Below are 18,006 nucleotides of genomic sequence, written 5' to 3' on the forward strand. Positions count from 1 at the left end.
TCGCCAGGGTAGCCTGGCATTACCGCTTTGCCCGCGAGGGCATGTTTGCCCATTAGCAATTTCGAGAGACGGATGAACATCACCACCTTTGCAAAACGCCTTTGCCTTTTAATCCCGCTTTTCACCGCGCCTGCCGTGTTGGCTGCGGAGCAGATGACGCCATCGGCACCGCAGCTGGCTGCCAAGGCGTATGTGCTGATGGACGCCAACAGCGGTAACGTGCTGGTCGAAAACAATGGCGATCAGAAACTGCCTCCGGCAAGCCTGACCAAGCTGATGACCGCTTACATCGCGACGCTGGAAATTCGTCGTGGTCAGATCGGTGAAAACGATCCGGTGACGGTCAGCGAAAATGCCTGGCGTACTGGCGGTTCGCGGATGTTCATCAAAGTCGGCAGCCAGGTGACGGTGAGCGATCTGTTGCATGGCATCATCATTCAATCCGGTAACGACGCCAGTGTCGCCCTGTCCGAGCACATCGCCGGCAGCGAAGATGCGTTCGCCGACATGATGAACAAGACTGCGGGTGATCTGGGGATGGTGAACAGCCACTTCATGAACCCGACGGGCCTGCCAAACCCTGATCACTACGCCACCGCCCATGACATGGCGCTGCTGGCCCGCGCGATCATCCACGAAGACCCGGCTCACTACGCGATCTACTCGCAGAAAGAGTTCTTCTGGAACGGCATCAAACAGCCAAACCGTAACCTGCTGCTGTGGCGTGACAAGACCGTCGACGGTCTGAAAACCGGTCACACCGAAGAAGCGGGCTATTGCATGGTCTCCTCGGCTGTGCGCGACGGCATGCGTCTGATCGCCGTGGTTTTCGGTACCAACAGTGAACAGGCTCGTGCGGCTGAAACCCAGAAGCTGCTGACTTACGGTTTCCGTTTCTTCGAAACCCAGACCTTCTACCAGAAAGGCACCGAACTGGCTCAAGCGCCGGTCTGGAAAGGCACCGAACGTCAGATCAAGGCCGGTCTGGCTGACGATCTGTCCATGACCATGCCAAAAGGCGAGATGAAAAAGCTCACCGCCAGCATGAGCATCAACCCGAAACTGGTCGCGCCTATCGCCAAAGGCGACGTGATTGGTCAGGTTGAGGTGAAGCTGGACGACAAGGTCGTTCGCACCGCTAATCTCATCGCCATGGACTCCGTTGAGGAAGGTGGTATCTTCCGCCGCCTGTGGGACAGCATTCGCATGTTCTTCTACAGTCTGTTCAACTGATCGCGGGTTTATCACCGACCGACCGTTGACCCTATGCCCCTGCCGCTGATCGCGGTGGGGGACTGTCCGTTTTCCGGCTTACGAGGCCGTTACTGCCATGACAGATTCCGACGTTAAAGCGCCAAAGATCGAATTCCCCTGCCAGGACTACCCGATCAAAGTGATCGGCGATACCGGCGTGGGCTTCAAAGACGAAGTGATCGCGATCGTCACCAAACACGCGACCATCAACGACGAAAAAGTCGCCGAGCGGCAGAGCAGCAACGGCAAATACACCACGTTGCAGCTGCACATTGTCGCCACCGGGCAGGATCAGCTCTATGACATCAACAGCGAGCTGCGTGCCACGGGCAAAGTGCACATGGTGCTGTGATGGGGGAGCGTCTGGGCTTCCGCGATCTCGGATTGATCGACTACGAGCCCACCTGGCAAGCCATGCAGCGCTTTACCGACAGCCGCACTGGCGAGACGCCCGATGAAGTGTGGCTGGTGCAGCACCCCCCGGTTTTCACCCAAGGACAGTCTGGAAAACCCGAGCATCTGCTACTTCCGGGCGATATTCCGGTGGTACAGGTCGATCGCGGTGGCCAAGTGACTTATCATGGGCCCGGTCAACTGGTGGCGTATCTGCTGCTGGATGTGCGTCGCCTTGGGTTCGGCGTGCGCGAACTGGTCACCCGGATCGAACATAGCCTGATCGACCTGCTGGCCAGTTATGGCGTCATGGCAGCGGCCAAACCCGAAGCGCCGGGGGTTTACGTCGACGGGGCGAAGATCGCTTCTCTGGGTCTTCGTATCCGAAACGGCCGTTCCTTCCATGGCCTGGCGCTGAACGTCGACATGGATCTGGACCCGTTTAAACGGATTAATCCCTGCGGGTATGCGGGGCTGGCCATGACCCAGCTGCGCGAACAGGCAGGCCCGATTGAATTTGCCGAGGTTAGTGCCCGGCTGCGTGCGCAGCTCGTCAAACACCTCGACTACGCTGAGCAGACGACCCTAATGGGCGGAATCGATTGATATGACTACTGCGCATGAGACGGCCGATGCCGTGCAAACCCTGATCCCGACAGTGAACGTGGTGACGCCCGAGCGCGCGGCACGTCCGAAAGTAGAAGCTGGCGTAAAGCTGCGCGGCGCGGAAAAAGTGGCGCGCATTCCGGTGAAGATCATTCCCACGGTTGAACTGCCGAAGAAACCGGACTGGATTCGCGTCCGCATCCCGGTGTCGCCAGAGGTCGACCGGATCAAGGCCCTGCTGCGCAAGCACAAGCTGCACAGCGTGTGCGAAGAGGCCTCTTGCCCGAACCTGGGCGAATGCTTCTCCGGCGGCACCGCGACGTTCATGATCATGGGCGACATCTGCACCCGTCGTTGTCCGTTCTGCGACGTCGGCCATGGCCGTCCCAAGGCGCTGGACGTGGACGAGCCGAAAAACCTGGCGGTGGCCATCGCTGACCTGAAACTCAAGTACGTTGTGATCACTTCGGTGGACCGTGACGACCTGCGCGACGGCGGCGCTCAGCACTTTGCCGACTGCATCCGCGAAATCCGTGAACTGTCGCCAAACGTACAGCTGGAAACCCTGGTTCCGGATTACCGTGGCCGCATGGACATTGCGCTGGAAATCACCGCCGCGACTCCACCGGACGTGTTCAACCACAACCTGGAAACCGTGCCGCGTCTGTACAAGGCCGCGCGTCCGGGCTCGGATTACCAGTGGTCGTTGACCCTGCTCAAGCGCTTCAAGGAAATGGTCCCTCACGTACCGACCAAATCCGGCCTGATGCTGGGCCTGGGCGAAACCGACGACGAAGTGATCGAAGTGATGCAGCGCATGCGTGAGCACAACATCGACATGCTGACCTTGGGCCAATACCTGCAACCTTCCCGCAATCACTTGCCGGTTCAGCGTTTCGTGCACCCGGACACCTTCGCCTGGTTCGCCGAAGAAGGTTACAAGATGGGCTTCAAGAACGTGGCTTCGGGGCCGCTGGTGCGCTCTTCCTACCACGCTGACGAACAAGCCAAGCTGACCAAGTCTTTGCTGACGGCGGGCTGATTCTTCACGGACTGCGCGCAAAACCAAAAAGGGCCGGATAGCGATATCCGGCCCTTTTTTTGAAATGCTATTAATTATCGGTCTCAAATCCCGTGGGAGCCGGCTTGGTGCGGGCGGCGTTCCGACGAAGGCGTTGTGTCAGTCAACTGCTTCATAGCTGATGCACCGCATTCGCCAGCAAGCCGGCTCCCACAGAGAAGTGTGTGAGCCGGAGGGACTACGGTTTACGCAAACTCTCCAACAACTCCTGCGTCGGATACCCGTCCGCTGGCCAGCCGAACGATTGTTGGGCGCTGCGGATGGCTTTGCGCGTATTCGCGCCGATGATGCCGTCGGGTGCACCGGCGTCGTATTGGCGAGCGGAGAGCAGGGTTTGCAGTTCGATACGCTCGGTTCGGCTCAACGGACGATCGCCCCGTGGCCATTGGCCGAGTACATAACCGCCGCCTGTGAACCGCTCGGACAACAGCCCGATGCCCAGCGCATAAGACGACGAATTGTTGTACTTGAGGATGGCGCGGAAGTTGTCCATCACCAGAAACGCGGGGCCTTTGTAACCAGCGGGCAGCAACAGCGCCGCCTGCTGTTGCAACAGGTTGGCGGGAAGGGCAGACCCATTGGGCAGGGTCAGGCCCAGCTGCTGCCACTCTGCAATGGTTTTGCGCGTGGAGGCATCCGCCATGGCGTAATCAAAACCTTGGCGCAACTGCACCTCGAAGCCCCAAGGCTGACCTTTCTGCCAACCCGAGCTTTGCAGGTAATGGGCCGTCGAAGCCAGTGCATCGGCAGGCGAATTCCAGATGTCGCGCCGGCCATCCCCGTCGAAGTCCACGGCGTGGGTGTTGTAGGTCGTGGGAATGAACTGCGTTTGCCCCATGGCCCCGGCCCAGGAACCCAGCATATTTGGCGCATCGATGTCGCCGTGCTGAATGATCTGCAGCGCGGCGATCAACTGATCCTGCGCGAACTGTGGACGGCGGCCTTCGTAGGCCAGCGTGGCCAGCGAGCGGATTACCAACTGCGTCCCCTGGAACTGGCCGAAGCTGCTCTCCATGCCCCAGACGGCGATCAACGCCTGGCGATCCACGCCGTAACGTTGCTCGATCTGGGACAGCACGTCGGCGTACTGCGTGAGCAAGGCCTGACCCTTACGCACGCGCACCGCCGACATCGCGCCGTCGAGGTATTCCCAGACCGGGCGAGTGAATTCAGGTTGGCTGCGATCGGCCTTCACCACGCTCATGTCCGGCGTTACGCCTGCGAACGCACGGTCGAAGACATCAGGGCGAATGCCTGCGCTCAAGGCCTGTGCGCGGAACGTTGTCTGCCATTCGGCGAACGTCACGGCGGGCTGGATTTCGAAATTGGCGTCGTCGGGCTCGGCCACTGCGGTAGACGGCGTGGGCGCGGCTTTGGCGACATTCAGAGGGGCGGCTTGAAGCGGAGTGGCGACGGCGGCGGTGGGTTGTTCCGCACAGGCGACCAGCCCGAAGAGGCTGGAGGCGGCGATCAATTGGCGGACATGCCAACGACGGGGAAAGCTAAAGGGCATTCTGGGGTCCACAGGGATAAACCGTAAGGTGCAGACCTTACCATGTCGGCCCTGTCGGCGGGGCGCCAGTCAGTACCTGAAATGTTTCAAGCCGCCATAACGGAAGAAGCCTCCCAATCTCTCGACTGGAAGGCTTCGCGGCGGTAGCTGCCTTTGCCCTTGGTGGGTTGTTCCTGACGGCTGCGGAACAGAGGCTGGGCGATGATGGACTTGGCCTTGTTCGGCCGCTTTTTGGCTTTGCTCATGGCGATGCTCTCTTGAGGTGATGGGTGAAGCGGCGGGAATGATGCGGCTGAATGGAGCGGTGGTCTAATTGATCTGTGCTATCGCGGCCGATCATGTCCCGGTAGGCGTGAGCTTGCTCGCGATCCATTTATCCAGACAATACCGCGGGCCAGGATATATCTCATCGCGAGCAAGCTCACACCCACAGTTCGTTCGTGCTGGCCTTTGAGATTACTCAGACGGCAACGCCAACCGCTGTCCAGCCATGTGCAGCGACAACAGGCTCAAACTGTTCCACACCGATCCTTGGGCCTGGCCTTTGATCTGCGCATCAATATGCTGGGCGTCTATCAACAGCTGTGCCCAGCGTCGGGCGGAGTGGCGTTGCAGGGCCTTACTCATTAACGGTTTGCGCTTGTCCCATATCGGCGGGCGGGCCTGGCTGAACGCTTTGTCGAGCGGTACGCCTTGGCTGTATTGCAACGCCAGGTTCGCCAGCACGCGCAACTCGCGAGACAGCGCCCAGAGAATCACGGGCGGCTCGACACCTTCGCCGCGCAAGCCTTCCAGCATGCGTAGTGCGTGAGAGGCCTCGCCGTTGAGGATCGCATCGGTCAGGCCGAATACATCGAAGCGCGCACTGTCGGCCACGGCCGCCTGCACGGTTTCGACGGTGATCTGGCCTTGCTCGGCCATCAGCTTGAGCTTTTCGATCTCCTGGGCGGCGGCGAGCAAGTTGCCTTCCACCCTGGCTGCAATCAGCTCCACCGCATCGGGACTGGCCGCCAGCCCGGCCTGCGCCAGACGCTGGCGAATCCACTGCGGGAGTTGGCCGGCATCCACGGGCCAGATTTGCACGAATTGGGTGTGCTGCCCCTCGACCAGTGCCTTGCCCCACTTGGTCTTCTGCGCAGCGCCGTCCAGTTTTGGCAGGCTGATCAGCAGCAAGGTGTCTTCCGCCGGACGACCACAGTACTCCAGCAACGCAGCGGCGCCTTTGTCCCCCGGTTTGCCGGAAGGCAGGCGCAGCTCCAGCAGGCGTCGTTCAGCGAACAGCGACATGCTGGCCCCGGCTTGCAGCAGAGTGCCCCAATCGAAATTCGAATCGGCGCTGAACACCTGACGCTCATCGAAACCCTGCTGACGCGCAGCCGAGCGAATGGCGTCGCACGCTTCCTGACATTGCAGCGGGTCATCGCCGCTGACGATGTAGACAGGCGACAACGCACCTTGAAGGTGTTTGGAAAGCTGGGCGGGGGCGAGTTTCATGGGTCAGAAAAGATCAGGGCCGGCGAACCGGCCCTGATGCCATCACTTGGACGGGATTTCGATCGGAGACTGTTGCGGCGTCTCGTCACGAATACGTTGAGCAGCGGCTTCGGCATCGGCCTGGGCACGAGCGGCGGCGTCAGCCTTGGCTTGCAGTTCGTCCAGACGTTGCGGTGACAGTTGCTGCAGGCGCGCAATCAACTTCTGCACCAGGTCGCTGCGTATCTCTTTGCGGATCTGCTCGGCTTCCTGATCGGAGCCAATCAAGTTGTTGCCGTCGTGCACGTAGGTTTTGGTGGACTGTACGTTGTCATCGAGCAGCAGAACGTTCTTGGTGCCGAGGATTTCGTATTTCACCACGGTGGTCAGCTCATACTCGGCCGAGTTGCCGGAGCCTGCGTAACTCGCGGTGCGCTGACTCTCGTCTTCGCGGGCGAGGAACAGTTTGTACTGCGCGCCGGTGTAAACGTGTACGCCGCTGTTGCTCAGCGTGTTTTTCAAGTCCGTGACGACCTGGCCGTAGGCGTCGCGGGCGCTGACATCCAGTTCCTTGATCGACAAGGCGTTGGTGCCCGTGCCGCGCAGCTGGAAACCGCAGGCGCTCAGCAATACCGCGAGGCCCATTACCAGCAGATTGCGTTTGATCATCTTGTTGCTCCCCTTGAATCCGTTTGAGCCCGAAGTGCGGGCTCTGGAAGTGTGTTGGGCGCCTGACCGTGCCAGGCGCCTGATCCAATCAGCTGGCGACGATGTTCACCAATTTGCCGGGTACGACGATCACTTTGCGAATCGTCAGGCCGTCGATGAAACGCAGCACGTTTTCGTTGGTCCGGGCGGCGGCTTCGACATCCTCGCGGCTGGCGCTGGCAGGCATCTCGATCTGACCGCGCAGCTTGCCGTTGACCTGTACCACCAGTTGCAGCGTGTCTTGCACCAGTGCGGACTCATCCACCGCTGGCCAGCCGGCGTCGATGACCGGATCGGCGTGGCCCAGTGCGTTCCACAGCTCATGGCTGATGTGCGGCGTGATCGGGGCCAGCAGCAGGGCAACGGTCTCCAGACCTTCCTGCAACAGCGCGCGATCCTGCTGCGACGCCGTTAGGGCTTTTTCAAGCACGTTCATCAACGTCATCACCTGGGCGATGGCAGTGTTGAATTTGTGGTGCTGCCCCACGTCCTGACCGGCTTGTTTGATCGCCAGGTGAATCGCACGGCGAACGGCTTTTTGATCGTCGGACAGGGTGGCCTTGTCGAGCGCGGCCGGCAGACCGGCGCTGACGTGGGCCTGGGCCAGACGCCATACGCGCTTGAGGAAGCGGTGCGAGCCTTCGACGCCGGAGTCGGACCACTCCAGGCTCATGTCAGGCGGCGAGGCGAACATCATGAACAGACGGCAGGTGTCGGCACCGTACTGGTCAATCATCGATTGCGGATCAACGCCGTTATTCTTCGACTTGGCCATCTTCTCGATGCCACCGATTTCCACCGGCAGGCCGTCGGCAATCAGCTTGGCGCCGATGATCTTGGCCTTGCTGTCGCGTTCGAACTCGACGTCAGCCGGGTTGAACCAAGTCTTGCTGCCGTTGGCTTCCAGACGATAGAAGGTCTCGGCGACCACCATGCCCTGAGTCAGCAGGTTCTTGAACGGCTCGTTGGAACTGACCAGGCCTTCATCGCGCATCAGTTTGTGAAAGAAGCGCGCGTACAGCAGGTGCAGGATCGCGTGTTCGATACCGCCGATGTACTGATCGACCGGCAGCCAGTGGTTCGCGGCCTTCGGGTCGACCATGCCGCCTTCGTAGTGAGGCGAGGCGTAGCGGGCGAAGTACCAGGACGACTCGACGAAGGTGTCCATGGTGTCGGTTTCGCGCTTGGCCGGTGCGCCGCATTTCGGGCAGGTGCACTCGTAGAACTCAGGCATGCGCGCGAGGGGCGAACCGGCGCCATCCGGTACGACGTCTTCCGGCAGCTTGACCGGCAGTTGGTCTTCAGGGACCGGCACGTCGCCGCAGCTATCGCAATGAATGATCGGGATCGGGCAGCCCCAGTAGCGCTGACGGCTGATGCCCCAGTCGCGGAGACGGAACTGGGTGCGCGATTTGCCGAGGTCTTTCCTGGCCAGTGCGGCTTCGATGGCGTCAAAAGCGCCCGCGAAGTCCAGACCGTCGAACTCGCCGGAGTTGATCAGCACGCCGTGCTCGTTGTACGCATCCTGCCACGGGGCGGGTGTTTCATCCCCTGCGCTGGTGCGCACGACCGGCTTGACCGGCAGGTTGTACTTGGTGGCGAATTCGAAATCGCGCTCGTCGTGAGCAGGTACGGCCATGACCGCGCCGTCGCCGTAGTGCATCAGCACGTAGTTGGCGACCCACACCGGCAGCTTCTCGCCGGTCAGTGGGTGCAAGACGAAAAGAGACGTAGGAACGCCTTTTTTCTCTTGAGTGGCAACGTCGGCTTCCGCCACGCTGCCGCTCTTGCATTCGTTGATGAACGCTTGCAGCTCTTGATTGTTCTGGGCGGCGAGTGTCGCCAAGGGGTGTTCCGCAGCCACCGCCACGTACGTTGCGCCCATCAGCGTGTCGGCGCGGGTGGTGAAGACTTTCAGGGCACCGGCTTCGCCGATGGACGCCTGGTCGTACGGGAACTGCACTTCCATGCCGCGGGACTTGCCGATCCAGTTGCGCTGCATGGTCTTGACCTGTTCAGGCCAGCCCGGCAATTCGTCGAGGCTCTCCAGCAGCTCATCGGCGTAGGCCGTGATCTTGAAGTAGTACATCGGGATTTCGCGTTTCTCGATCACCGCGCCCGAACGCCAGCCACGGCCGTCGATCACTTGCTCGTTGGCCAGAACGGTCTGATCGACCGGGTCCCAGTTCACGGTGCCGTTCTTGCGGTAGATCACGCCTTTCTCGAACAGGCGCGTGAACAGCCATTGTTCCCAGCGGTAATAATCAGGCTTGCAGGTCGTGACTTCACGTGACCAGTCGATCGCCAGGCCCAGGCTCTTGAGCTGGGTCTTCATGTAGGCGATGTTTTCGTAGGTCCACTTGGCGGGAGCGACGTTGTTCTTCATCGCGGCGTTTTCCGCCGGCATCCCGAACGCGTCCCAGCCCATGGGTTGCAGCACATTCTTGCCCTGCATGCGCTGATAGCGGGCGATCACGTCACCGATGGTGTAGTTGCGCACGTGCCCCATGTGTAGCTTGCCGCTTGGGTAAGGGAACATCGACAGGCAATAGTAGGTGTCCTTGCCTGGCTGTTCACTGACTTCAAAGGACTTTTGCTCTTCCCAGAAGGTCTGGGCGGCGGCTTCGATTTCGCGGGGCTGATAGAGTTCGTGCATGGCTACTTTTGGCTAAAGATTGGTGACCCTTGACCTCTTCGCTGCCGTCCCGGACTGGAGGGGTGTCGCGTGTCAGGCGGTGCCTTTGCCAACGCGACGGGTTCGAACCCGGAGGAGCGGAAGTGGAATAACAGGAAGCGCCGTAGCATACATGAGGGCAGACTATCGAGGGAAACCTTTGATTGCATGGCTGATGCTCTCCAACCCACGTCAATCGCCGTTGGTCGCGGCATCGCGCCGGTTTTTGCAGTGCCGCTAAGCTCACTGTCGAGGGTATGTGGTTATCTTCAGTGAGGTGGACGGATGGCAGAGCTGCGGCACCAAGTAAATAAACCTGATCTGTATGACCGTTTGATTGATCGTCTGGGGCTAGCCCTGGACATGGCGAAAACAGCAGTCCGGCTTCGCAATGAATACCCCGCCGAACTGGAACTTCGCGGGTTGAGCCACGCAGAGTTTCAGTTGATCGAGGCTTATCTGGATCGCAAGGAAGTCGTTGTCGAAGAGGGCGCACTGAATATCAAGCAGGGCAGTGCCAGTCATTCCCGGGAGCCTTCGGAGCCGATTCGCGGCCCGCGGCCCTCAACCAACGTCATCTGGTTGAAGGATCAGCGTCGCGCCAAGGTATCGGCAAAGTTGAGTCGCTACAGTTCCAGTAAACATTTCAAGCGGTAACGTGTACGGGTTCCATTCCCGTCTGATTAAGCATTGTTGCTTAGCGTCAATCCTTCTAGGCTTCGGGGCATCTTCTGGAGATGCCCGATGCCTTTTCGTTACGCCATCAAAAACCTGCTGCTGCCCCCCGGCATCTTTCTTCTTGTTCTGTTGTGCGCCTGGTGGCTGAGATCGGCCAGGCCGCGTCTGGCGCGGGCGCTGTTCGTGGTTGGGCTGGGCGGTGTGTGGCTGACCAGCCTGCCGATCGTGGTGGAGTGGTCGGCCAAGGGCATCGAACGTCTGCCGCCATTGCAGCAGGATCAGTGGGCGACGCTGGCGCAGCGTGCTGACGCCATCGTGGTGCTGGGGTCGGGGCGCGAGCGTAAGGATCCGAGCTGGGGCACAGACATTCCCACCGGCACGGCCCTTGAGCGGATGCGGTATGCCGCGCGTCTGGCCAAGGCTTCAGGGCTGCCGATCCTGACCACCGGCGGGCTCCATTACGGTGAGCCGCCAAGTGAGGCGGCGATCATGGCTGATGCATTACGCGATGATTTTGGGGTGACTGTGCGATGGCAAGAGGGTGAAAGCCGCACGACCTGGGAAAACGCGACCATGACGGCCGCAGTGTTGCAGCCTCTGGGGATCAAGCGAGTGGTGGTGGTGACGCAGGCCTGGCACATGCCGCGTTCGGTCTGGAGTTTCCAGAAAGCGGGGTTCGACGTCGTGCCGGCGCCCGTCGGGTTTTTAAGCGTGGACAACGCCAGGCCGTTCGGCGGCTGGCTCCCCGAATCCCGAGCCGTGTGGCAGATGGGGCAGTTGATCAATGAAGCGGCGGGGTGGGTGGGGTATCGGATGTTTTACCGGTAACCCGACACTGTAGGAGCGTGGCTTGTCCCGCGATCTGCCGGGCACCGGCAGCAAAACCGGCGTTCCGGCTATGTCAGACAAATCACGACGGCAGGGTTTGCTTCCGCTACGCGCCAGATCGCGGGACAAGCCACGCTCCTACAGATATGCGCGACTCATCAAACCGTCTTGGAAACCCGGCTCGCCAGCAGCGCCCAGCCCACCAGCAACACAGACAAGATGATCAGCGGCCAGGAACGCCAATGCAGGTACGGGGTGAGGTTTTGCATCGGCGTGACTTCGCCGTACATCACCGCCCGTTCGAACTGCGGCACGGTGGTGGTGATCTCGCCGAACGGGTCGATCAGCGCGCTTTTGCCATTGTTGGTGGCGCGGATCATCCAGCGGCCGGCTTCCAGCGCGCGCATTTGCGCCATCTGCAGGTGTTGGAGCGGGCCGATGGAGGTGCCGAACCACGTGTCGTTGCTCACCGTCAGCAACAGATCGCTTTGTGCCGAAAGCCCGGCGGCGAACTCCGGATACACCACTTCGTAGCAAATGAACGGCGCGATCTCGTAACCTTTGGCTTGCAGCAGCGCCTGTTCAGCCGGACCGCGCGCGAAGTCGGACATGGGCAGATCGAAGAAGGTGATCAGCCCGCGCAGCACATCCTGCAATGGCACGTATTCACCAAAGGGCACCAGCTTCTGCTTCAGATACGTGCCGTCGCCTTCGCCTGTCACCGTGATGGCGTTGTAGTAACGGAATTCCCCACGTCCGCCTTTCTGCCGCAGCGGCACGCCGGTGATCAGCGCCGAATCCCGATCCGCCGCAAATTTACCCATCATCGACAGGTAGCCTTCAACCGATTCCTTGAGTACCGGCACCGCCGTTTCGGGCCAGATGATCAGGTCGGCTTTTTGCGAGGTGAACGTCATGTCGCGGTAGAGCGCCAATTGGGCATTCAGCGCAGCAGGGTCCCATTTCATGCTCTGCTCGACATTACCCTGCATGGCCGCGACTTTCAGCGGGGCGCTGGAAGGCTCGGTCCACGCGTGATTTTTCAGCGCCAGGCCGATCACCCAAGGCGCCAGCAACAGCGCGACGCCCGCAGCCAGGAAGCTTCTCCGCGCGCGCAACCGGGGCAGGTTGCACAGCAATGCCGCAGTCAGCGCCAGACTGAACGAGATCAGCCACATCCCCCCCAGCGGTGCGAGGCCTTTGAGCGGGCCGTCGAGCTGGCTGTAGCCGGAATAGAGCCACGGGAAACCAGTGAGAAACCAGCCGCGAAACATCTCTTGACCGAACCACAGTGCGGCGAACGCAAGGGCATCGGCCAAGGGCGCTTCGTTGCGGCGAATCCAGCGTGCCCAGAGCCAGGCGGGAAGGGCAAAGAAAAAGGCCACCGAGGCGCAAAACAGCACCATCAGGAACCCGGCCAGCCAGACCGGCGCTTCGCCGTAGGTGTGAATGCTGACGTAGATCCAGCTGGTGCCGCCGCCGAACAGGCCGAATCCGTAACACCAGCCCCGCCACAACGCCTGACGTGGTTTCAGGTCGCGCAGTCCGAGGTAGAACATCACCAGCGCAACGATCGCCAGTGGCCAGATATCGAACGGCGCCAAGGCCAGGGTGATCAGTGCGCCAGCCGCGACGGCCAGCAGGTTACCGGGCCAGCCGGGGCGGGTGATCCAGCGCATTTACCTTCCTTATGACAAACGGATACGACGTTACGAGCGCGAAATCGGACTCAGGCGCAGCAGGTGAATCCGGCGGCTGTCCGCGTTCAGAATGCGGAAACGATACGCGCCGATTTCGGTGATTTCGTTACGCTTGGGCAGATGCCCGAACGCATTCATCACCAGGCCGCCCACGGTATCGAATTCGTCATCGGAGAACTCGCTGTCGAAGAACTCGTTGAAGCTGTCGATGGGCGTCAGTGCCTTGACCAGGAAGTCGCCGCTGGGCAGCGGTTTGATGTAGCTGTCTTCCTCGACGTCGTGTTCGTCCTCGATATCGCCGACGATCTGCTCCAGCACGTCTTCGATCGTCACCAGACCTGCCACGCCGCCGTATTCGTCGATGACGATGGCCATGTGATTGTGGTTGGCGCGGAATTCACGCAGCAACACGTTCAGTCGCTTGGACTCCGGCACGAATGTCGCCGGACGCAGCAGGCCCTTGATGTCACTCGCGTCGCCGTTTTCCTTGAGGATCAGTGGCAGCAGGTCTTTGGCTAGCAGCACGCCGAGCACGTCATCGTGGCTTTCGCCAATCACCGGGTAGCGGGAGTGGGCCGAATCGATCACTGCTGGCAGCAGTTCGCGGGCGCTCTGGCTGGCCTTGATGCTGACCATCTGCGAGCGCGGGACCATGATGTCCCGGACCTGCAAGTCGGCGACCTGGATGGCGCCTTCGGCGATGGCCAGCGCTTCGCTGTCCAGCAGTTTGTTCTGATGGGCTTCGCGCAGCAGCTCCAGCAGCTCCTGGCGGTTTTTCGGCTCATGGGCAAATGCCTGGGTCAGTTTGCCCAACCATGACTTTTGCCCGTTGCTCGATCGGTCTTCGCTCATAGCCCTTACTCGTGGTCCTTGCCTGGTGTTTCTGAAGGTAATGTGTCGACGATTTCGTCGTCGGCGTAAGGATCGGGATAGCCCAACTCTGCAAGCAACTCTCGTTCCAGTGCTTCCATTTCTTCGGCTTCGTCATCGTCGATGTGATCGTAGCCCAACAAATGCAGACAGCCATGAATGACAAGGTGCGCCCAATGTGCGTCTGGCGCCTTGCCCTGTTCGGCTGCCTCGCGGGCCACGACCGGCACGCAGATCACCAGATCGCCCAACAGCGGAATATCGAGGAGTTCGTCAGGGACGTCAGCCGGGAAGGACAGCACGTTGGTGGCGTAGTCTTTGTGACGCCACGTGTTGTTCAACTCCCGCCCCTCGGTTTCATCGACCAGGCGAATGGTCATTTCCCAGTCGGCCGCGCGCTGGCGCAGGCCCATTTCACACCAGAGGCGGAATTGGGCTTCGCTGGGGGCACTGGCTTCACTGGCGACTTGCAGATCCAGCTCAAGCATCGCGGCGGATGTCCCGAGCGCCGTTCTGATCGTTGCGTTCTTCGAAGCGCTCGTAGGCTTCGACGATGCGCTGCACCAGCGGATGGCGCACGACGTCCTTGGGCTTGAAGTGGGTGAAGCTGATGCCTGGCACGTCCTTGAGCACTTCGATGACATGGGTCAGCCCGGATTTGGTGCCTTTTGGCAGGTCGATCTGGGTAATGTCACCCGTGATCACGGCGGTAGATCCGAAGCCGATACGGGTCAGGAACATCTTCATCTGCTCGACAGTGGTGTTCTGACTCTCGTCGAGAATGATGAAGCTGTTATTAAGGGTACGCCCGCGCATGTAGGCCAGTGGCGCGACTTCGATCACCTGTTTCTCGATCAGCTTGGCCACGTACTCGAAGCCCAGCATCTCGTAGAGCGCGTCGTAGAGCGGTCGCAGGTAGGGGTCGATCTTCTGCGCGAGGTCGCCTGGCAGGAAACCCAGTTTCTCGCCCGCTTCGACCGCTGGACGCACCAGCAGGATCCGACGGATCTGCTCGCGTTCCAGCGCGTCGACGGCTGCGGCCACGGCCAGATAGGTCTTGCCCGTACCGGCCGGGCCGATGCCGAAATTGATGTCGTTGGCGAGAATTTCTTTCACGTACCGCTGCTGATTCAGGCCGCGCGGGCGAATCATGCCTTTTTTGGTACGCAGGGCAACGCCAACTTCGGCGGCAGGGTGGTTATCCAGCTCTTCGACACCGGATTCCTGCAGGAACAGATGGACCATGTCCGGCGACAGTTCGGTACTTTTGGTTTCCCGATACAGTCGGCGGAGCAGGTTTTCAGCCGAAGTGGTCTGTTTGCGCTCGCCGATCATCTCGAATTGACCTCCGCGATTGCGGATCTCGATGTCCAGGCGTTGTTCGATCAGGCGCAAATGCTCGTCGAATTGCCCGCACAGATTGGCGAAGCGGTGGGCCTCGATAGGTTCGAGGCTGAAACGATGTGGTTCGATAGGTGCGTTCAAAGTGGTTTTTAGCCGCCCGACGGCAATGAATGTGAAACGAAGGATAACCCCTGTAGACAGTGTCCGGAAGGGCTCACTTACTAATGGTTGGATCGGATGTTGCGACGAGCACTGTAGGAGCGCGGCTTGTCCCGCGATCTGGTGCGCAGCGCCAGCAAAACCAGACCCTCGGTATGCCAGAGACATTGAGATGTCTGGCTTTGCTGCCGGTTCCCGGCAGATCGCGGGACAAGCCGCGCTCCTACAGGCTAAGGGCAACGTCTAGATTCATTGCACCAACGACCCCCGCAGCGAGTGGGGTTGTGCGCTGTCGATGTACACGTCAGCGAATTGCCCGATCAGCATGGGGTTGTCGCAGCGGAAGTTGACGATCCGGTTATTCTCGGTACGCCCTTGCAGCTCGCCGGGGTCTTTCTTCGAATAGTCGGTGACGAGAATCCGCTGAACGGTGCCGGCCATGCGGCGACTGATTTCGAAGCCTTGCCGGTCGATCAGATTTTGCAGCTGCTTCAGGCGTTCCTTTTTCACCTCTTCCGGAGTGTCGTCCGCAAGATCCGCCGCAGGCGTGCCCGGACGCTGGCTGTAGACGAAGGAGTAGGAGAAGTCCATGCCGACCTCTTCAACCAGCTTCAGGGTCTGCAAATGATCTTTTTCGGTTTCGCCGGGGAAACCGACGATGAAATCCGAACTGATGCAAATGTCAGGCACGGCCGCCCGCAGTTTGCGCAGGCGAGACTTGTATTCGAGGACAGTGTGGTTGCGTTTCATCGCCGCCAGAATACGGTCCGAACCCGATTGCACCGGCAAATGCAGGTGTTTCACCAACTCCGGCACCTCGGCGTGGGCCTGGATCAGACTGTCGGAAAACTCCAGCGGGTGCGACGTGGTGTAGCGAATGCGGTCGATGCCGTCGATGGCCGCCACCACGCGGATCAGCTCGGCGAGATCAGCCACGCGCCCGTCGTGGGTCGTGCCGCGGTAGCCGTTGACGTTCTGGCCGAGCAGCGTGACTTCACGCACGCCGTTTTCAGCAAGGTGGAAGACTTCGGTGATCACGTCGTCGAAAGGCCGGCTGACCTCTTCACCCCGCGTGTAGGGCACCACGCAGAACGTGCAATATTTGCTGCAACCTTCCATCACCGACACATAGGCACTAGGGCCATCGACGCGCGGCTCGGGCAAATGGTCGAATTTTTCGATTTCCGGAAACGACACGTCCACCTGAGGCAAGCGGGTAATGCGCGCCGCGTCGATCATGTCCGGCAGGCGATGCAGGGTTTGCGGGCCGAACACTACGTCGACGTAGGGCGCGCGATCGCGGATCGCCGCACCTTCCTGGCTGGCCACGCAGCCACCAACGGCGATGACCATTTCCGGATTCGCCAGTTTCAGTTCGCGCCAGCGGCCAAGCTGGGAATAGACGCGGTCCTGCGCCCGCTCGCGAATCGAGCAGGTGTTGAGCAGAATGACATCGGCGTCTTCCGCGCGAGCGGTGACTTCCAGCGCTTGATGCTCGCCCAGCAGGTCGACCATGCGCGAGCTGTCGTACTCGTTCATCTGGCAACCGTGGGTTTCGATATAAAGCTTCTTGGCCATGCGGGTTCGGATTCATCAGGTGATTCGAAGAACCGCGCATTATAGGGACCATGGCCTCGGGTTCCTAGCGTTGCCTAACCAGCGGCATGCTATAGTTCGCGCCCTTTTCAAAACACCGATCATTGCCTGCCTGTTATGACCAAACGCGAAGCTCCAATCTATAAGGTGATTTTTCTCAACCAGGGCCAGGTGTACGAGATGTACGCCAAACAGATCTATCAAAGCGATCTGTGGGGCTTTCTGGAGGTTGAGGAATTCGTCTTCGGCGAGCGCACGACCGTGGTAGTCGATCCCAGCGAAGAGAAGCTGAAGGCCCAGTTCGACGGCGTCGTGCGCAGTTTCGTACCGATGCATTCCATCGTGCGGATCGACGAAGTCGAGCGGATGGGGACAGCGAAGATCAGCGAAGCGCGTCAGACCGGCAACGTCATGCCGTTCCCGATGCCCATGCCGGAGAAGTGAGCCCGGACGATTCGGTCAGGGTTTGCTGGTATCCGGGAACGGCGCAAACGGCGTGCGACCTTCGGCGGTTTGCAGTTCCAGCAGATACTTGCGGAAGATTTGCCCCAGTACTTGAGTGGCGACTTCCAGGTCTTCCTTCTTCATTTGCCCGGACACTTCGTCAGCCTGATCGAGCGCATCTTCCGACCCATTGACCGCCGCCATCTTCAGGACGATATAAGCCTGGATGTTATTGGCTTGCACGCCCTCGCCCCGGAAGAACATCAAGCCCAGTTGATACTGCGCCTGAGCATGACCCTGCAATGAGGCCTGTTCGAAGTAGTTGAGTGCCTGAGTAAGATCGCGCGGCGTGTTCTTGCCGTCGTAATAGAACTGTCCCAACTCGTATTGCGCCTGCGCATCCCCACCTTTTGCCGCCTGCTGACACGCCGACAGGGCGGCTGGCAGGTTGTCTGGCTGGGTATTCAGGGTGCAGCGACCCACCGCTGGTATTAACAACGAGTTGCCACCTGCATTCACCAGCAGGGGATGAAGAAGCAACAGGCAGCCCAATGCAAGGGTGCGGCCGGTGCGATTCATGGAAGTCGACTTACCTCTGAAAAAGGTGCGGGCGTGCCCGTCCAGCTAAACGTGCTGGCTGCGCATTATGAAATAAGCAGGGCCAACCTTACAAAGTCTTTACTGA

At 60.2% G+C, this 18,006-nt stretch carries 18 protein-coding genes; 7 read left to right on the forward strand and 11 right to left on the reverse strand.

Annotation, left to right across the window (positions count from 1 at the left end):
- Nucleotides 1-72 precede the first annotated feature (72 nt).
- The 4 genes from B3N48_RS25970 (at nucleotide 73) to lipA (ending at nucleotide 3,295) form a co-directional block, all read left to right on the forward strand.
- Nucleotides 73-1,233 (forward strand): D-alanyl-D-alanine carboxypeptidase family protein, encoded by a 1,161-nt coding sequence (locus B3N48_RS25970; protein WP_296188599.1) that lies wholly within the window; start codon nucleotides 73-75, stop codon nucleotides 1,231-1,233.
- A 97-nt stretch (nucleotides 1,234-1,330) separates the two neighbouring features.
- Nucleotides 1,331-1,606 carry a DUF493 domain-containing protein gene (locus B3N48_RS25975; RefSeq protein ID WP_296188600.1) on the forward strand — a complete coding sequence of 92 codons (276 nt, stop codon included), beginning with the start codon at nucleotides 1,331-1,333 and terminating at the stop codon, nucleotides 1,604-1,606.
- On the forward strand, nucleotides 1,606-2,253 hold the full coding sequence (gene lipB, locus B3N48_RS25980) for a lipoyl(octanoyl) transferase LipB (protein WP_296188601.1): 648 nt from the start codon (nucleotides 1,606-1,608) through the stop codon (nucleotides 2,251-2,253). Before B3N48_RS25975 ends, lipB begins: the two co-directional genes overlap by 1 nt.
- A 1-nt stretch (nucleotide 2,254) precedes the next feature.
- Nucleotides 2,255-3,295, forward strand: coding sequence for a lipoyl synthase (gene lipA, locus B3N48_RS25985; protein ID WP_296188602.1), 1,041 nt, complete (start codon nucleotides 2,255-2,257; stop codon nucleotides 3,293-3,295).
- A 217-nt stretch (nucleotides 3,296-3,512) separates the two neighbouring features.
- Here the strand turns inward: lipA and B3N48_RS25990 are convergent, their stop codons facing one another.
- From B3N48_RS25990 to leuS, 5 genes are all read right to left on the reverse strand, one after another.
- Nucleotides 3,513-4,847, reverse strand: a complete 1,335-nt coding sequence (locus B3N48_RS25990; RefSeq protein WP_296188603.1) for a lytic murein transglycosylase — start codon at nucleotides 4,845-4,847, stop codon at nucleotides 3,513-3,515.
- A gap of 86 nt (nucleotides 4,848-4,933) precedes the next feature.
- A complete protein-coding gene (gene arfA, locus B3N48_RS25995; RefSeq protein WP_166597484.1) occupies nucleotides 4,934-5,092 on the reverse strand; it encodes an alternative ribosome rescue factor ArfA in 159 nt (52 codons plus the stop codon).
- Between the two features lie 211 nt (nucleotides 5,093-5,303).
- Nucleotides 5,304-6,341, reverse strand: a complete 1,038-nt coding sequence (gene holA, locus B3N48_RS26000; protein ID WP_296188605.1) for a DNA polymerase III subunit delta — start codon at nucleotides 6,339-6,341, stop codon at nucleotides 5,304-5,306.
- A 42-nt stretch (nucleotides 6,342-6,383) separates the two neighbouring features.
- Nucleotides 6,384-6,989 carry an LPS assembly lipoprotein LptE gene (gene lptE / locus B3N48_RS26005; protein ID WP_296188607.1) on the reverse strand — a complete coding sequence of 202 codons (606 nt, stop codon included), beginning with the start codon at nucleotides 6,987-6,989 and terminating at the stop codon, nucleotides 6,384-6,386.
- An 88-nt stretch (nucleotides 6,990-7,077) separates the two neighbouring features.
- A complete protein-coding gene (gene leuS, locus B3N48_RS26010; RefSeq protein WP_296188609.1) occupies nucleotides 7,078-9,684 on the reverse strand; it encodes a leucine--tRNA ligase in 2,607 nt (868 codons plus the stop codon).
- Nucleotides 9,685-9,987: 303 nt separating this feature from the next.
- Here leuS and B3N48_RS26015 point away from each other — a divergent pair, with 303 nt between their 5' ends.
- The gene (locus B3N48_RS26015) at nucleotides 9,988-10,359 is read left to right on the forward strand and encodes a hypothetical protein (protein WP_296188610.1); all 372 of its coding nucleotides are present in this window, start codon (nucleotides 9,988-9,990) and stop codon (nucleotides 10,357-10,359) included.
- Between the two features lie 87 nt (nucleotides 10,360-10,446).
- Nucleotides 10,447-11,208, forward strand: a complete 762-nt coding sequence (locus B3N48_RS26020; RefSeq protein ID WP_296188612.1) for a YdcF family protein — start codon at nucleotides 10,447-10,449, stop codon at nucleotides 11,206-11,208.
- 158 nt (nucleotides 11,209-11,366) lie between these two features.
- On the opposite strand, the gene lnt is transcribed toward B3N48_RS26020, so the two are convergent.
- The 5 genes from lnt to miaB all read right to left on the reverse strand — a co-directional run bounded on the left by lnt (nucleotide 11,367) and on the right by miaB (nucleotide 16,859).
- Complete coding sequence (lnt, locus tag B3N48_RS26025; protein ID WP_296188613.1) at nucleotides 11,367-12,887, reverse strand: apolipoprotein N-acyltransferase; 1,521 nt, start codon at nucleotides 12,885-12,887, stop codon at nucleotides 11,367-11,369.
- A 30-nt stretch (nucleotides 12,888-12,917) separates the two neighbouring features.
- On the reverse strand, nucleotides 12,918-13,760 hold the full coding sequence (locus tag B3N48_RS26030; protein WP_296188615.1) for an HlyC/CorC family transporter: 843 nt from the start codon (nucleotides 13,758-13,760) through the stop codon (nucleotides 12,918-12,920).
- Nucleotides 13,761-13,765: 5 nt separating this feature from the next.
- Complete coding sequence (ybeY, locus tag B3N48_RS26035; RefSeq protein WP_296188617.1) at nucleotides 13,766-14,266, reverse strand: rRNA maturation RNase YbeY; 501 nt, start codon at nucleotides 14,264-14,266, stop codon at nucleotides 13,766-13,768.
- On the reverse strand, nucleotides 14,259-15,263 hold the full coding sequence (locus B3N48_RS26040) for a PhoH family protein (protein WP_296188619.1): 1,005 nt from the start codon (nucleotides 15,261-15,263) through the stop codon (nucleotides 14,259-14,261). Before B3N48_RS26040 ends, ybeY begins: the two co-directional genes overlap by 8 nt.
- A 267-nt stretch (nucleotides 15,264-15,530) precedes the next feature.
- Nucleotides 15,531-16,859, reverse strand: coding sequence for a tRNA (N6-isopentenyl adenosine(37)-C2)-methylthiotransferase MiaB (gene miaB / locus B3N48_RS26045; RefSeq protein ID WP_296188620.1), 1,329 nt, complete (start codon nucleotides 16,857-16,859; stop codon nucleotides 15,531-15,533).
- Between the two features lie 135 nt (nucleotides 16,860-16,994).
- Here miaB and B3N48_RS26050 point away from each other — a divergent pair, with 135 nt between their 5' ends.
- Nucleotides 16,995-17,321, forward strand: coding sequence for a DUF1820 family protein (locus tag B3N48_RS26050; RefSeq protein WP_296188622.1), 327 nt, complete (start codon nucleotides 16,995-16,997; stop codon nucleotides 17,319-17,321).
- A gap of 15 nt (nucleotides 17,322-17,336) precedes the next feature.
- On the opposite strand, the gene B3N48_RS26055 is transcribed toward B3N48_RS26050, so the two are convergent.
- On the reverse strand, nucleotides 17,337-17,900 hold the full coding sequence (locus tag B3N48_RS26055) for a tetratricopeptide repeat protein (protein ID WP_296188624.1): 564 nt from the start codon (nucleotides 17,898-17,900) through the stop codon (nucleotides 17,337-17,339).
- Between the last annotated feature and the right edge of the window lie 106 nt (nucleotides 17,901-18,006).

Source organism: Pseudomonas sp. UBA1879 (assembly GCF_002338065.1).
GTDB lineage: Bacteria > Pseudomonadota > Gammaproteobacteria > Pseudomonadales > Pseudomonadaceae > Aquipseudomonas.